The organism is Thermococcus sp. ES12, from assembly GCF_012027515.1.
Lineage (GTDB): Archaea > Methanobacteriota_B > Thermococci > Thermococcales > Thermococcaceae > Thermococcus > Thermococcus barossii.
This window is the reverse complement of record NZ_SNUP01000001.1, coordinates 35,328-49,192: the sequence shown is the minus strand read 5'-3', so window position 1 is coordinate 49,192 and position 13,865 is coordinate 35,328. Positions and strand designations below refer to the sequence as shown.

Below are 13,865 nucleotides of genomic sequence, written 5' to 3'. Positions count from 1 at the left end.
AATTAAAGGGAATCAGGCGAGGAGAACCTCGCCGCCAGCGGCCTTGATCTTCTCCTCTGCCTTCGGGGTGACGTAGTAGGCCTTGATGGTAATGGGCTTGGTGAGTTTGCCGGTTCCGAGAACCTTGTCGACGCCGAGCTGGGTGACGTCAACGACTATCTTCCCCTCCTCCTCGTAGGCGACGCCCATATCGAGGAAGAGCTGGAGGTTCTCATCGATGTCGCTGAGGTTTATGGTCTTGGGAGTGTACTGAACTGCCTTTGGCCTGTGGAAGCCGCGCTTTCCAAGGTGGTCGGGGGCGTACTTGATGGTCCAGGTCCACTTGGTGTTCTTCCTCTTACCGGTTCCGGCCATTCCCTTACCGCCCTTGCTACCGCCACCGCGGTGCTTCTTCTTGCAGCCCCATCCGTGAGTGTGACTTCCGCGGAGCTTCCTAACCTTCTTCTTTCTCCTTATCATCTCTCGCCACCTCAGAGCATTCTCTCAATGAGGTCGTTTATTCTCTCGCCACGGTAGCCGAGCGCTCCACCTTCCTTGAAGGAGCGCTTCTTGCTGCCCTTGAGGCCACCCCTCGGCGGGTGGAGCCTGAAGACCGGCTTGATGTTTGGCAGGTCGGTGAGCTTCATCTCGCCGTTGACGACCTTCTCAGCGAACTCCTCGATGGTCATTCCAAGCTTCTCCTTGACGTACTCGTCAGTTATCGGCCTGTTGCCGATGAGCCTGCCCCTCTTCCTGAGGAGCTTGGCGAGGGTTTCCTTGTCTATCTCGCCCCAGGTGATGTAGTCCTTGACCTTCTGAACCATTCCCTTGTAGCTCGGGTTGTCGTCAACGAGGACGAGGTGGTTGATCCTGTGGAGGCGGAGCATGGCGAGGGTGTCCCTAACTTCACCCCTCGCCCTGATCCCGCTCCTAAGCCTGATGAGTGCGAGCTTTGCCATCCTCTCTCACCTCACTCCAGCTCAAAGCTCGTCGGCATCTCCCTTCCGACGATGATACCGTACTTCTCTTCCATGCCCGGCTGAATTGCGACGCGGTTGGTGTTGTAGAGCGCGTTGAAGACGGCCTTGGCGAAGTTGACTGTTGTCCTTGTCTCACCCAGGCTCTGGGACCAGACGTCCTGGACGCCGGCGAGGCTGAGTATCTTCTTGCCAACGTCACCGATGACCAGTCCAAGGCCACGCGGTCCCGGCATGAGCTTGACGCGGACGCTTCCTTCCTTGCCCTCGACGGCGAAGGGAATCGAGTGTGGCCTCCTGCACCTGCACTCCCAAGAGCCACAGCCGCGCTTGATCTCGATTATGTTCATCTTGGCGTAGTTGATGGCCTTCCTGATGGCTATTCCAACCTCCTTGCCGTGGCCGATTCCGAGGCCGACGTAGCCGTCCCTGTTGCCAACTGCCGCGAGAACGCGGAAGCGGATCCTTCTGCCGCTGTCAGTCATCCTGACGGTGAGGGCTATGTCGAGGACCTCCTGGTTCTCCCTGAGGTTCACCTCGGGAAGGAGCACATCAACTATCTCCGGCTCCTTTATCTGGTATCCCTTGCGGAATATCTCGTGAATGTCAGTTATCTGCCCCTCCTTGACGAGCATGCCGAGCTTGGTCCTCGGCTCCCACTCCTCCAAAACCCTCTGGGCAATCTCCCTCGGGTCGCTCATTCTCTCGCCTCCTCAAACTTCTCGATTATCCTCGCCTTGACCTCCTCAAAGTGCTCGGGGAGCTTCTCGGGCTCAAGGCCCTTGACAAGGTATCCCGAGAACTGCTTCCTATAGCGCTCCTCGTCTTCCTCCTTGAGGGTCTTGGCGTAGTTCGCTATGTGCTCGCCGTTTATCCTGTAGTCCTCAGGGTATATCTCCTCGCTGTGCGGGACGTTCAGTCCGGCATCAACTGCACCCTTGAGGACGGCGAATATGCTCGAACCCCTGGTCGGCGGGTGGAGGCCTATGTCGAGTATGGCCTCCTCGATTCCGGCCTTCTTGGCCTTGTAGCCGATGAGGAGACCGAGCAGGTAAGCCGATGGTGTGTTTCCTCCGTGGCCCTTCCAGCCGAAGTCCCTCATGAGCTCCCTGGTGTGAGCTGAAACTATCGTCCTGTCACCCTTCGGGTCGTAAACGACGATCTGAGCTATGTGGTGGTTGAGGCTCTTCCTAACGACGAGCCTCGGCTTGCCCGACTTAAGCAGGGCGAGCCTCTTGTGATAGTTAGTCTTGCCCTCTCTCCTCCTCCTGAACGGAACCCTATACCTCGGTCCGTGTGCCATTTCTCTCACCTCACTCCTTCAGTATGTCGTGCTCCTGCATGAACATGTAGAGCTGCCTCTTGTTCTTGAACTGGCCGCCCTTGGCACGGATGTAGAGCCTCCTGTAGGTGTGCTCGTCGAGCTTGCCCTCGGCCTTGAGCTTCCTGAGCTCCTTCCTGAGGGCCCTTATCGTCATCATCCAGCGCTCTTTCTTGCCCATCCTGGCGGTCTTCTTACCCTTCTTGCTTCCCGGGCCCCTGTGGCGGCCCTTCTTCCTGGCCTCCTGGAAGGCCCTTGCCCTGGCCCTGCTCTGGCCCTTAACGGGCTTCTTCTTGATGACGCCGTCGTTGATTAGCCTCTTGATGTCCTCCCTGGTGATGGCGGCAGCGACATCGTCGATCCTCTCAGGGTCGATCCAGACCCTGTTCTCACCGCACTTCAACAAATCAGCGGCAATCCTTCTCTGCATCTTGAGCATGAGTCTCACCTCGCGTTAAGAACCTTCACACCGAGCTCCTTCGCCCTGGCAAGTATAGCCTCTCTCTTCCTGGCACCAACGGTTCCGGCTATCCTCGCCGCCTGCCTGGTCGGGTCTATGGCCTCAAGCTCCTTGACGTTGTGGACGAGGACTTCCTCGTAGCCGCTCGGGTGGAGCCCCCTAACGAGCCTCGGTGAGCTCCAGCCTATGCTCGGTGAGCGGGCCTTGCCCTTCTTCTTGAGCCTCATCTTGCTGTCGATTCCCTTCGGCCTGCGCCACTTCGGGTCGTTCTTGAACTTCGGATAGCGCCACCACTCCTGGCGAAGGAAGCGGGGCTTCTTCCTCTTGATCTTCGCCCTTATCCTAAGGAGTCTCGCCTTCTCGTTCATTTCTCACACCTCAGAACTTTATCGGCTTACCAGCCTTCTCAACGATGTAAATTCCATCCTGGAAGACACGCCTGTCCCACTTGGTTATCCTCGTTGCTTGCTCGATGTTTGCCGCGGTCTGACCGACTGCCTCCTTGTCAATGCCCTCGACGATAACCTCTGAACCCATGACCTTGACGGTAACGCCGGGCAGTATCTTGGCCCTCCTCGGGTTCTTCTCACCGAGGAAGTTCTCGATGACGACTTCATCTCCCTGAACCTTGACGGTCATGGGGAAGTGGCTGTAGACAACCTTGAGCTTGTAGGTGAAGCCCTCGGTGACACCCCTGATCATGTTGGCTATGTGGGCCTTGAAGGTCCTAGCTATGGCTATGTCACGCTTCCTCGGGAACTCCTTGAAGACGACGACCTTGCCGTCCTCGGTGAAGATCTGAACGCCAGGATACCTGAGCTCCCTCTCGAGCTCGCCCTTGGGACCCCTGACCTTGACGACGTTGTTCTCAACGGTGACCTCGACTCCCTCTGGAATCTCAACCTCTTCCCTTACCCACGCGTCTATCGGCATCTCTCTCACCTCAGTAGACGTAGGCTATCAGCCTTCCGCCGATTCCCTTCTCGATGGCCTCTTTGTGGGTCATGACACCCTGGGAGGTCGAGACTATGAGGATACCGAACTCGAAGGCCGGAAGGAACCTCTTCTCCCAGGCCTCGTACTCCCTGGCCTTGACAGGGAACCTCGGCTTTATGGCTCCAGCCTTGTTGATCTTTCCTATGAGCTGCACCCTGTAGATGCCTGCCCTTCCGTCGTCTATGAACTCGAACTCGCCGATGTAGCCGTTCTCCTGCATAACCCTGAGAACCTCTCCCATGAGCTTGGAGGCCGGCTTGAGGTAGACCTCCTTCTTTCCGACCCTCTCGCTGTTGGTTATGTGCGAAAGCGCGTTTGCCAGCGGGTCAAGCAAAGTCATCTCCTCTCACCTCACTCGTACTTCTTAAAGCCCAGCTTGGGGGCTATCTCTCTAAAGCAGTGCCTGCAGAGCATAAGGCCGTGTATCCTGATGATGGGGCCGTACTGGCCGCAGCGCATGCACCTTCTCGCACCCTTCCCAAACTTCCTGGGCTTCCTTTTGTTGTAGTCAGCCTTCGCCATCTCACAATCCCTCCACGGTAACCTTAAACTCCTCCATAGCGAAGACGATACCTTCCTCCTTGGTCAGCTTGTGCCTGTTCGGTATCTTCTTCCTCTGCCTCTTCCTCTTGGCCACGCGGAATCCGGGCCTCTCAAGGGTGACGCAGACGTCCATACCGAAGATGCCTATCTCAGGGTCGTACTCGACGCCGGGGATGTTGATGTGCTCATCGATACCGAAGCAGAAGTTGCCGTGCTCGTCGAAGTTGCTCGCCTTGAGCCTGTTGTCAACCGCAGCCAGGAGTCTCCTGAGCATCTCCTCCGCCTTCTCGCCGCGGAGGGTAACCTTGACCGCTATCGGCTCGCCGCGCCTGATTCCGAAGTCCTTGTTGGTCTGCTTTGCGCGCCTCCTTATCGGCTTCTGGCCAACAAGCCCCTCAAGCATCTTCTCTGCCTTGGTGAGCCTCTCACCGCTCTCGCCAACTCCAATGTTTATCGTGACCTTCGCAATCCTGGGCTTCCTCATCGGGTGAGCTTCCCAGTCTGCAAGGATTGCCTCTCTGTTGATCTGCATCTCATCTCACCTCACGGAAGGGAAATCTCCGGCTTCTCCTTACCAACGACGAAGGCGTATTCCTTCAGGGTGTCGAAGAGCTCGCCGTTCTCGTCCTCGATGGTGACGACGTCCGGCCATCCCATCGGGAACTGCCTGACCTCGACGACCTTACCCTTCCTGGCGACGTTCTTACCCTGGGTAACGAAGACGTAGGCTCCAACCTCGAACGGGATGACCTCGATGACCTCCCTGTCAGGAACCTTCATCAGGACGGTGTAGGCAGTCCTGTATTTGTCCTTCTCGTCCATGGTGACCAGGTGGTTGCTTCCGTCGTGGAGGTTGAGCTGAACCTTGGCTCCCTTGACCATGCGCTTGTTGCTTATCCTGAGCGGCTTGATGTTGGCTTCCTTCTCGCTTATCGGGTGGAGTATGAGCTTGCCAATCCTGTTCGGAAGAACCCTGTAGTGCTCGCCGGTCTCGGGGATTGAAACGACGTCCATGATTCCGACCGGGAACTTGTAGTCCTTCCTAACGCGCCCATCAACGAGGACCTTGCCCTCGTTGAGTATCTTTCTCGCCTCGCGGGCGGTCTTGGCGTAGCCGAGGTAGTCCCTGACTATGTAGAGCAGCGGAATTGAGGTCCTCATGCTGTGCGGACCCGGCCTCGGTCTGACCGCCCACTTGTAGGTCTTCCTTGAGATGTACCACTGATTCGGAGCGGCAAGCCTCTTAAGGTGCCTCTTGGCTCCTTTCCTCGCCATCAACCAGCCCTCCTATTAATTATCTTCTCCCTCTTCTCGTCCTCAAGGTTGAGGTCTATTATCATGACGTTCGACGGATGAACCGGGTAGAAGACCTCGGTGCCGTCGACCTTCTTCTGGGTGACTCCCTCGACGTGTATCCTGTACCTCTTGAGGTCAACCTCGACGACCTTACCTTCCTTGCCCTTGAAGTCGCCGCGCATAACGCGAACCTTGTCGCCCTCCCTTATCGGAAGGCTCCTCACGCCGTACTTGCTCCTGAGCTCCGGGCTCAGAGTAGCGGCCATTATCTTGCTCCTAAGGTGAAGGGGAGCGTTGTAGAGGAATCTCCTCTGCTTCTTGGGCTGTCTCGTCTTCAACTTCATCATTCTCACCTCACAACACTATGCTCGCTATGCTTCCGAGCCTGACCCAGCGCTCGGCGGCCTCCCTTGCTATGGCACCCCTGATCTCGGTTCCCCTCGGAACGCCTTCCGGAGTGACTATCGCTGCCGCGTTGTCCTCGAACTTGACGCGCATACCGTCAAGGCGCCTGTATTCCTTCCTCTGCCTGACGACAACGGCCCTGACGACCTGGTGCCTGATGTCCGGCCTTCCCTTCTTGACGGCGGCGATGACCATGTCACCAACGCCAGCGGAGGCGAGCCTCCTCCTGGTTCCCTTGTAGCCGACGACGCCGATTATCTGGATGACCTTGGCGCCGCTGTTATCGGCAACCTTGAGGTAAGCGCCTATTGGGAGAGCGCGGGTCGGTCTGACAGGGCTAATTCCTCTCGTAGCACCTGCACCCTTCTTCGCCATTCAGATCACCTCTCGCCAGCCCTCTTGGTAACTGCAACGACAACCCAGCTCTTGGTCTTGCTTATCGGCCTGGTCTCGGCTATGAGAACCCTGTCACCGACCTTGGCGTCTATGCACTCCGGGTTGTGAGCGTGAACCTTGCTCCTCCTGAGCTCATACCTCTCGTACTTCTTGAGGTAGTGGTAGTGCTGCCTCTCGACGACGACGGTCTTCTTACCCTTGTCGCTAACGACTATACCCTCGAAGTACCTGCCGTGTATCTTGAGGTGCCCGTGCCAGGGGCAGTGCGGGTCGTCGCACTTCTCAGCGGGAGGCTGAACCTTCAATCCAATCTCTCTCATTTTCGCCACCTCTTCTTCAATCTCATCTCGGGTCTTCCAATCAGCTCTTTTCCGTTGATTCGGATTCTCTTATCGCCAACCTCAAACTCGAGCTCCACCACGTCCTTCGGGATAACCCAGACCCTCTCACCGCCGATGGTGAGGGTGTTCCTCGTCTCGTCAAGGACGTAGCCCTCGATGCCAACCAGCTCTGGATGAGATGCCCTTATAATTTTTGCTTTCAGCCCTATGAGCTCGCTCCAGATGATGTTCTTTGCCGTCACTCGATTTCTATCAAGTCCTCTGAAAATCCAAGGTCTCCGAGCAATTTCTTGACCCTTTCTCTGTGGTCGCCCTGGAGCTCTATCCTTCCCTTCTTTACCGTTCCGCCGCATGCCAGCTTCGCCTTCAGCTTTTTGGCTATATCTTCGAGGTCGAACTCCTTTTCGTCTATGCCCTCAATTATGGTTTTAAGCTTTCCGTAGCGGGCCTTCTCGATGTAGACTCTAATTCTCTGCTGCTCCTTCAGCACTTCCTTAAAGAGCATCTCATCCAGAGGGTTAACAATCCTAGGCACTAACCATCACCTTTTCTCCCTAAGCTTCTCCTTCTTTATGGTCAGCAGGCGCGCGATGTCGCGCCTGAGGTTCCGGATGACCATGGGGTTCTCAAGAGAGGCCCCCATGGTGAGCACACCCCTCTCCTTGGCGAGCTCAAGGCGGAGCTCCCTGAGCTTCTTCTCGATCTCCTCGATGCTCATCTCCCTAATCTCACTCGGCTTCATTGGTGCTCACCTCTTCCTCGACGGGCTTCTCTATAACCTCAATCTCGTCCGGGAGCTTGGCGTCGGGCGGCATGATGGAGACCTTGACGCCGATGACACCGAGCTTGAGCTTGGCCTGGGCGTAGCCCTTGCTGACGAGGGTCTCGGCCGGGTTGCCAACCTTGGCGAGGTAGCCCTGGTAGAAGCGGACGCTCTTTGCCCTCTCACCGGTGAGCTTTCCGCTCAGGCGAATCTCAACGCCCCTGGCGCCGTTCCTCATGATGGCCCTTATGGCCGAGTATGCCGCGCGCCTGAAGTGGATTCCCCTCTCAAGGGCCTGGGCGAGCCTTACGGCCTGAACCTTGGCGTTGAGGTAGGGGTTCTTGATCTCCTCGACCTCGATCTGCGGGTTCTCAAGGCCGAACTGCCTCTCAAGGGTTCTGGTGAGCTCCCTGATGCGCCTTCCACCCCTTCCTATGACGTAGCCGGGGTTGGCGGCAAAGATGACGACCTTGGTCCCAAGAGGGGTCTTCTTGATGTCTATTCCACCGTAGCCCGCCCTGCGGAGCTCCTTCTCAAGGTACTCGTCGATGAGCATCTCCTTAACGCCTTCCTTGATGAAGTATCTCTCGATCGCCAAAAGTCTCACCTCCTAACTTCCTCAACGACTATCTCGATGTGGGTGGTCTGCTCGTTGAACGGTGTGGCCCTTCCAAAGGCCCTCGGTATGTAACCGCGGAGCACTGGCCCCCGGTGTGCTGCGGCGTGGATTATCCTGAGCCTGTCCGGGTCGAGACCCTTCTGCTCGGCGTTGTTCCTGGCGTTGAGGAGGACCTTCTTAACGGCCTTGGCGACCTTGACCGGGTAGCGGCCCGGACCAAAGCCCTTTCCGGGTTTGTGACCCTGGCTGTCGTTGAAGCGCTTCATCGGAACCGGCCTCTTGAGGGCGATGACGTCGTCGAGATAGCGAAGCGCGTCGTTGAGCATCATGCCCTTTATCTCCCTGAGGATCTCAACGCTGTGCTTGGAGGATATCCTGAGGTCCCTTCCGCTGGCGCGAGCCATCCTGTCCGGGTCAAAATTTTGGAATGAGTAGGAAAACCTGCCCCTGCTCATCTATACCACCTCACTTGATGGCCACGAACATCGATGACCTGGTCGCACCGACACCAGGCGAGCCGTGCTGGACGATCTTCCTCGTGAGGGCGAACTCGCCGAGATAGTGGCCTATCATCTCCTCCTTGATCTCTATCGGGACGAACTCCTTTCCGTTGTAGACGTGGATGGTCATGCCAACCATCTCGGGAAGGATGACCATGTCCCTGCTGTGGGTCCTTATGGGCTTCTTGTACTTGCCCTTTTTGGCAAGCCTGATCTTCCTGAGGAGCTTCTTCTGCTCCGGGCTGAGACCTCTCCTGAGGCTCCTCCTCTGTCTGCTCGGAAGGAGCTTGGCGAAGTCCTCAAGTGACATGTTGAGCAGTTCCTCGAAGCTGTAACCCCTGTACTTAAACTCCTTCTTTCTCGCCATCTTCACTTCCTCCTACCCGTTCTTCTCGCGGCTATGTGACCGACCTTCCTTCCGGGCGGGGCGCGCCTCGAAACGGTGCTCGGCCTTCCTATGTGGTGCTCCTTACCACCGTGCGGGTGGTTCACCGCGTTCATCTTGACACCCCTCGGCTTCGGCCAGAACCTGTTCCTGGCCTTGGCGATGTAGTAGGCCTTGCCCGCCTTGACGATGGGCTTCTCAAGCCTTCCACCGCCGGCAACGACACCTATGGTGGCCCTGCACTCGGGCTTGAACTGCTTGAGCTCACCGCTCGGAAGCTGGACGATGACCTTGTCCTTCTCCCTGCTGACGACGAGGGCGTAGGCACCTCCTGCCCTAACGTACTTGCCGCCGTCGCCCGGAACGCCCTCGATGTCGTAGACGTAGCTTCCCTCCGGTATCATCGCGAGCGGAAGGGTGTTGCCTATCTTGATCGGGGCGTTTGGGCCTATTGCTATCTCCTCGCCTACGAGGAGTCCCTCGGGGGCGATGATGAGCTTCTCCATTCCGTTCTCGAACTTGACGCGGGCGACCGGAGCGGTCCTGCCCGGGTCATGGAGTATCTCGACGACCTTGCCGACTATAGTCTTCTCCTTGGTAATGTTGAGCGGAACGTACCTGACGGCACCCCTATAGCGGTGGGAGGGGGCCCTAAAGGTCGTGGTTCCCTTACCTCTCCTCTGCTGGATCAAACTCTTTCCCATCTCACTCACCCCGTCAGAACAATCCTATCCTTGCGGCAACCTCACTTGCGCTGTACTCAGGCTTGAGCTTCACGTAGGCCTTCTTTTCTCCCCTCATGGTTATGAGGGTGTTGACCTTCTCGACCTTGACCTCGAACATCGCTTCCACGGCCCTCTTGATGTCCTGCTTGGTGGCTCTTCTGTCAACTATGAAGGTGAGCTTGTTCTCGTTCTCTATCATCGCCACGGCCTTTTCCGTGACGACCGGCTTGATGATGACCTTGTACGGATCCATCTCTCATCACCCGTAAATCTCCCTAAGCCTCTCTATGGCTCCCTTCGTCCATATGGTGAGCCTTCCGGGGTGGGTTCCCGGGGCGAGAAGCTCGGCACTGAGGTTCTCAACGGTGACCACGTCAACGCCCGGGTGGTTCCTCGCGCCCTGGACGATGCCCTCGTTCTTGGCAACGACGATGAGCGGGCCCTTGGCCTTCTTGTAGCGCCTTCCGCGCATCTTGCCCTTCCCGGCCCTTATCTTGGTGTTCTTCTTGGCCCTCTCGATGTCGTCCCAGACGCCGAGCTTCTTGAATATCTCCCTGGTCTGGGCGGTCTTGAAGACCTTTTCGAGGTCGTCGGTGACCACTATCGGAACCTGCGGGACGTTGTCAACGATGTGGCCCCTGGCCCTGACGAGGTCGTAGTTGGCCGTAGCTGCTATCGCGCTCATTATGGCAAGCCTGCGCTCCTTCTTATTGATGTCCTCCCAGATGATCTTCTCGACCTTGGGCGGGTGGGTTCTCCTTCCACCCCTCGCGAAGGGTACGAAGGCGGCAAACCTCGGGGAGGTCTTTATCCTCTCAACCCTGGCCATTCCGTGGCCCTTGCCTATGTTCTCGGTGACGCGCCTCTTGCCGGCCATCGGATCCCTGCCCTGCGGCTGTATCCTGTGGGTCCATGAGGCGATGACGGCACGCCTGATGAGGTCCGGTCTGAAAGGAGTGGCAAAGACCTTCGGAAGCTCTATCTCCTCCACCGGCTCGCCTTCGAGATTGAAAACCTTAACCTTCATCTATCTCACCTCACTGCTTGGATTCCCTACTGACGTAGGTTATCTGCGGCCTCTCAACCGGCGGCTTCTTCTTCGGCGGCCTTATAGCAGGCCTGACCCTGATGATCCTCTTGAAGGCTCCCGGAACGGTGCCCTGTATCATGAGGAAGTCGCTCCTTATTATTCCGTAGTGCGGGAAGCCTCCCTTCGGGGTGATCTCAATCTCGTTCTTCTCGTCGAGCTTAAGCTTGCCGTTCTCGCCTATGGCTATGAGCCTCTTGTTGAACTCGGTCCTGTGGTGGAAGCCCATCTGGCCCGCCTGCGGGACGGTCCACATGACCCTGGTCGGGTGCCACGGACCGAGGTTACCGATGTGCCTGCCCTTACCGGCCCTCTGGGCCTTGTGGAACTGTATCTTGACACCCCAGCGCTTGACAGGGCCCTGGGTTCCCTTACCCTTGGTGACCGCTATGACGTCGAGTAGCTCGCCCTCGTGGAGAACCTCGCTCGCGCGGAGCTCCTTGCCGATCTTCTCCTTGGCGTACTCGAACTTGGCCCTGACGTCGTCGCCACCGATGGCGTACTCCATGACCTCGGGCTTCTTCTTGAGCTTGATGAGCCACGGCTGTGTGTGAACGAGAAGCCTAACGTCAACTATCTCGCCATCGTTGACGAGGTCCTCAAGCTGGCCGAGCTTGGCCTTGAAGGCCTCTTCGCCGTACTCCTTCGGCAGGGTCTTTATGCGCCTCCTAACGTAATCGTTGAGTTCGTGGAACCAGACCTCGGTGGCCGTTTCAAGCCCTAGGTAGCCCTGCCTGTAGGCCCTGATGCCGTAGACGAAGAGCGGCGGGACCTCGACTACCGTGACCGGCATGAATATCTCCTTGCCCTTGGTGAGCCCTGGCCTGTCGTCTATCATGAGGATGTGGGTCATGCCAGCCTTGTAGCCGGCGAAACCGAGCATCCTGACCTCACTGTCCTGCGGCCACTTTCTGATTCTCGGGACTATGCTCTTGGCCCTCTTTCTTGGGGAGTAAGCCAGTGAACCTCTCCTTGGCCTGTGTATTTTTCCCATCTCAATCCCTCCTTATGAGATTAAACACCGCGAGTGTAGCGAGGAGCGCCTCCTCGGTGCGGACGGTAGCTGTCCGCTGATTTGGAACGGTGTTGAGGATTAGATCAAAGTCATATTCCTCCTCGCCGAGGAGCTCCATCACGCCCTTCCTCGGTGAGCCGAAGACGAATCCGACCTCCCCCTCAAGCGGGGGAAGCTTCACCTCTCGAACGTCACGACCCCTCCTTGAGGTCGCGATGCTCAAATCCAGCCTGGCCTTTTTAAGTGTTTTTGCCAGCGACTTCCTCGTGAGATGCACCCTGTATCCCCAGTACTCCTCTGGCTTCGCTGGTATCACTCTGAGCGGCCTTACCGAGACGATCCTGAAGGTCGCGCGTCCCTCAACGTCCCCCTCCACCAAGGCGAGCTCGTCGAGACCTATGTCAGCGTAAACCCGTTTGCCTTTCCGGAAGGCAAAGCCCTCGCGGATTTCCCCAACCCTAGGCTTGCCCTTGAGCTTGTGGTGGGGTGTCCTTAGTGGCGGGATAACGCCGACGTACCTGAGCTCGGGCATCAGCGGAAACAGCCTCTTCCTGAGGTACTGGGGCGTTTCCGCGTACTCCAAGATCGTTTTGATGAACCTTCCGTCCCTGCCGCCCGCCCTGTATATCCAGATGTGCTCGACGCCGAATATCGCGCAGCTCCTGGCTATCTGTCCAACCTTGTACGTCCTGATTTTTGGGTCGTCGGTTTCCTCGAGGAGCGAATCGGGAATGAAGACGTGCCAGGCCATTTTTCCGTCATCCTTCGCTGTGCTAACTTCAACGCTGAAGTGGGGTCTATGGAGACTATTTAAAAGGCTTTCGAACCCTTCCACCCTTTTTTGGTGTTGATGGTGTGAAACTTTTTTGCAAAGCAGACTTCACGTTGCGAAGAGCCACAGGCTTTTGGCGGAATTTACAGAAGCAACCGTTGTCCCAACAGCTCCCCTGCCAGGAAGATGTTTCAAGCTTATAATATAGGCAAAAACGTGTAAAATCAACTTGCACCCCCGCAAGCTACTTGTAGGGGTGCAAGTTAGAGCCGCTCCACCTCCCTCAGCCTCTCGAACTTGCCGGCCCTTATCATTTCAAGGGCGAAGGCGTATAGGCCCATCTCAAAGACCCTCCCCTGGGTCAGCCCGCCGGAGGAGAGCTCGGCTATCTTCGCCGAGAGCTTTTCGATGGCCTTGGTCTTGGCATCATCGGAAAAGCCCGCAAACTCAAGGCCATTGAGGATGGAGAGAACTTCGAGCTTGGCTTTGGAGAGATCAATCGGCGAGGTTTTTGTCTGTGAGCGGATTTTCTCCTGCACGGGTTCTGGTGCTTTGAGATCCTCTTTCAGCTTTTCAGCCAACGCTTCCACTGCGTTGTATATTTCGGGATTCAGCGGTTTGATGTCTCTTTCTAAATCTGGCAGGTCTGGGATTTGCATGATCTTGTCATAGAACGATGGATCTTCAGGGTACGCGTCGGCGATCCTTTTAATGTATGGGATGTACTCCTTTATCATTTTCTTTACATCCTCTCTGGTAACGTTTGTCCCAGATGATATGGCAATCTTTGCCGCGATAGAGTTCAAAATATCCTCGGAGTTTATGATGTCGTCGAGTGTAAGGGGCTTTTTTCCTCGCTTCCTCAGTTTCTTTTCCCGGTATTTTTTGTCGAATTTAAGATCTAGGTCTTCTTTCATGCTTAACAATCGCATGTCGACGGGGATCGCACTTTCGACTTTTGCAGTGCTGCCAAATTTTTTCCTCGCTATTGAGGTTACGATGTCTAAAAACATCAGAATTTTTGCCAGTTCCACGTCGTTTTTTGCAACCACGTATATAGGCTCTCCTTTGTACCGGTCACTTATGAGTCCTTGCAGTTCCAGAGGGATCCCTTGCTTTCCGAGGTGGATGTCTATCGTTGTAGCTAGGTATGTGTGTACGATTTTCGGATTCTTTTTTATCTTTTTCTCATGCGCGATCCACAGCACCGGCATTATCGAAAACAGGAGCGCCTGCAGGTGCACCACATCAAAGGGGAGCTGATGAACTGTCAGCAGCATAACCC

General features: G+C 56.5%; 26 protein-coding genes. All 26 read right to left on the bottom strand.

The window, feature by feature from the left end; all coding sequences use genetic code 11:
• Positions 1 to 12: 12 nt before the first annotated feature.
• Positions 13 to 459 carry an uL15m family ribosomal protein gene (locus E3E37_RS00295; protein WP_167714378.1) on the bottom strand — a complete coding sequence of 149 codons (447 nt, stop codon included), beginning with the start codon at positions 457 to 459 and terminating at the stop codon, positions 13 to 15.
• 11 nt (positions 460 to 470) lie between these two features.
• Positions 471 to 938, bottom strand: a complete 468-nt coding sequence (locus E3E37_RS00290) for a 50S ribosomal protein L30 (RefSeq protein ID WP_088864084.1) — start codon at positions 936 to 938, stop codon at positions 471 to 473.
• Positions 939 to 949: 11 nt separating this feature from the next.
• Positions 950 to 1,657, bottom strand: a complete 708-nt coding sequence (rpsE, locus tag E3E37_RS00285) for a 30S ribosomal protein S5 (RefSeq protein ID WP_088864083.1) — start codon at positions 1,655 to 1,657, stop codon at positions 950 to 952.
• The gene (locus tag E3E37_RS00280; RefSeq protein WP_167714377.1) at positions 1,654 to 2,259 is read right to left on the bottom strand and encodes a 50S ribosomal protein L18; all 606 of its coding nucleotides are present in this window, start codon (positions 2,257 to 2,259) and stop codon (positions 1,654 to 1,656) included. Before E3E37_RS00280 ends, rpsE begins: the two co-directional genes overlap by 4 nt.
• A 10-nt stretch (positions 2,260 to 2,269) precedes the next feature.
• The gene (locus E3E37_RS00275) at positions 2,270 to 2,716 is read right to left on the bottom strand and encodes a 50S ribosomal protein L19e (protein WP_088864081.1); all 447 of its coding nucleotides are present in this window, start codon (positions 2,714 to 2,716) and stop codon (positions 2,270 to 2,272) included.
• Between the two features lie 5 nt (positions 2,717 to 2,721).
• On the bottom strand, positions 2,722 to 3,105 hold the full coding sequence (locus tag E3E37_RS00270) for a 50S ribosomal protein L32e (protein ID WP_167714376.1): 384 nt from the start codon (positions 3,103 to 3,105) through the stop codon (positions 2,722 to 2,724).
• Positions 3,106 to 3,115: 10 nt separating this feature from the next.
• The gene (locus E3E37_RS00265) at positions 3,116 to 3,670 is read right to left on the bottom strand and encodes a 50S ribosomal protein L6 (protein WP_088864079.1); all 555 of its coding nucleotides are present in this window, start codon (positions 3,668 to 3,670) and stop codon (positions 3,116 to 3,118) included.
• 10 nt (positions 3,671 to 3,680) lie between these two features.
• Complete coding sequence (locus E3E37_RS00260; protein ID WP_088179855.1) at positions 3,681 to 4,073, bottom strand: 30S ribosomal protein S8; 393 nt, start codon at positions 4,071 to 4,073, stop codon at positions 3,681 to 3,683.
• Between the two features lie 11 nt (positions 4,074 to 4,084).
• Positions 4,085 to 4,255: a 30S ribosomal protein S14 gene (locus tag E3E37_RS00255; protein WP_014012546.1), complete on the bottom strand. Its 171-nt coding sequence runs from the start codon at positions 4,253 to 4,255 to the stop codon at positions 4,085 to 4,087.
• A 1-nt stretch (position 4,256) separates the two neighbouring features.
• Positions 4,257 to 4,808, bottom strand: a complete 552-nt coding sequence (locus E3E37_RS00250; RefSeq protein ID WP_167714375.1) for a 50S ribosomal protein L5 — start codon at positions 4,806 to 4,808, stop codon at positions 4,257 to 4,259.
• 11 nt (positions 4,809 to 4,819) lie between these two features.
• Positions 4,820 to 5,551 carry a 30S ribosomal protein S4e gene (locus E3E37_RS00245; protein WP_088179853.1) on the bottom strand — a complete coding sequence of 244 codons (732 nt, stop codon included), beginning with the start codon at positions 5,549 to 5,551 and terminating at the stop codon, positions 4,820 to 4,822.
• Positions 5,551 to 5,916: a 50S ribosomal protein L24 gene (gene rplX / locus E3E37_RS00240; RefSeq protein WP_088864077.1), complete on the bottom strand. Its 366-nt coding sequence runs from the start codon at positions 5,914 to 5,916 to the stop codon at positions 5,551 to 5,553. Before rplX ends, E3E37_RS00245 begins: the two co-directional genes overlap by 1 nt.
• Before the next feature lie 10 nt (positions 5,917 to 5,926).
• Entirely contained in the window at positions 5,927 to 6,352 is a 426-nt protein-coding gene (locus E3E37_RS00235; RefSeq protein WP_055429656.1) for a 50S ribosomal protein L14, read from the bottom strand.
• A 5-nt stretch (positions 6,353 to 6,357) separates the two neighbouring features.
• On the bottom strand, positions 6,358 to 6,693 hold the full coding sequence (locus tag E3E37_RS00230) for a 30S ribosomal protein S17 (RefSeq protein WP_088864076.1): 336 nt from the start codon (positions 6,691 to 6,693) through the stop codon (positions 6,358 to 6,360).
• Positions 6,690 to 7,067, bottom strand: coding sequence for a ribonuclease P protein component 1 (locus E3E37_RS00225; protein WP_167714374.1), 378 nt, complete (start codon positions 7,065 to 7,067; stop codon positions 6,690 to 6,692). The genes E3E37_RS00230 and E3E37_RS00225 overlap by 4 nt, the downstream gene beginning before the upstream one ends.
• Positions 6,953 to 7,219 (bottom strand): stress response translation initiation inhibitor YciH, encoded by a 267-nt coding sequence (gene yciH / locus E3E37_RS00220; protein ID WP_206204009.1) that lies wholly within the window; start codon positions 7,217 to 7,219, stop codon positions 6,953 to 6,955. Before yciH ends, E3E37_RS00225 begins: the two co-directional genes overlap by 115 nt.
• Before the next feature lie 36 nt (positions 7,220 to 7,255).
• Positions 7,256 to 7,456 (bottom strand): 50S ribosomal protein L29, encoded by a 201-nt coding sequence (gene rpmC / locus E3E37_RS00215; protein ID WP_167714373.1) that lies wholly within the window; start codon positions 7,454 to 7,456, stop codon positions 7,256 to 7,258.
• On the bottom strand, positions 7,443 to 8,075 hold the full coding sequence (locus E3E37_RS00210) for a 30S ribosomal protein S3 (RefSeq protein ID WP_167714372.1): 633 nt from the start codon (positions 8,073 to 8,075) through the stop codon (positions 7,443 to 7,445). The genes rpmC and E3E37_RS00210 overlap by 14 nt, the downstream gene beginning before the upstream one ends.
• Before the next feature lie 5 nt (positions 8,076 to 8,080).
• The gene (rplV, locus tag E3E37_RS00205; protein ID WP_167714371.1) at positions 8,081 to 8,551 is read right to left on the bottom strand and encodes a 50S ribosomal protein L22; all 471 of its coding nucleotides are present in this window, start codon (positions 8,549 to 8,551) and stop codon (positions 8,081 to 8,083) included.
• Between the two features lie 10 nt (positions 8,552 to 8,561).
• Positions 8,562 to 8,963: a 30S ribosomal protein S19 gene (locus E3E37_RS00200; RefSeq protein WP_088864072.1), complete on the bottom strand. Its 402-nt coding sequence runs from the start codon at positions 8,961 to 8,963 to the stop codon at positions 8,562 to 8,564.
• 2 nt (positions 8,964 to 8,965) lie between these two features.
• Positions 8,966 to 9,685, bottom strand: a complete 720-nt coding sequence (locus E3E37_RS00195; protein ID WP_088864071.1) for a 50S ribosomal protein L2 — start codon at positions 9,683 to 9,685, stop codon at positions 8,966 to 8,968.
• A 13-nt stretch (positions 9,686 to 9,698) separates the two neighbouring features.
• Positions 9,699 to 9,959, bottom strand: a complete 261-nt coding sequence (locus tag E3E37_RS00190) for a 50S ribosomal protein L23 (RefSeq protein WP_167714370.1) — start codon at positions 9,957 to 9,959, stop codon at positions 9,699 to 9,701.
• A 6-nt stretch (positions 9,960 to 9,965) separates the two neighbouring features.
• The gene (gene rpl4p / locus E3E37_RS00185; RefSeq protein WP_088864070.1) at positions 9,966 to 10,733 is read right to left on the bottom strand and encodes a 50S ribosomal protein L4; all 768 of its coding nucleotides are present in this window, start codon (positions 10,731 to 10,733) and stop codon (positions 9,966 to 9,968) included.
• A 10-nt stretch (positions 10,734 to 10,743) separates the two neighbouring features.
• Entirely contained in the window at positions 10,744 to 11,787 is a 1,044-nt protein-coding gene (locus E3E37_RS00180) for a 50S ribosomal protein L3 (RefSeq protein WP_167714369.1), read from the bottom strand.
• A 1-nt stretch (position 11,788) separates the two neighbouring features.
• Positions 11,789 to 12,559, bottom strand: coding sequence for a putative RNA uridine N3 methyltransferase (locus tag E3E37_RS00175; RefSeq protein WP_167714368.1), 771 nt, complete (start codon positions 12,557 to 12,559; stop codon positions 11,789 to 11,791).
• A gap of 284 nt (positions 12,560 to 12,843) precedes the next feature.
• Complete coding sequence (locus E3E37_RS00170) at positions 12,844 to 13,860, bottom strand: hypothetical protein (RefSeq protein WP_167714367.1); 1,017 nt, start codon at positions 13,858 to 13,860, stop codon at positions 12,844 to 12,846.
• Positions 13,861 to 13,865: the final 5 nt, after the last annotated feature.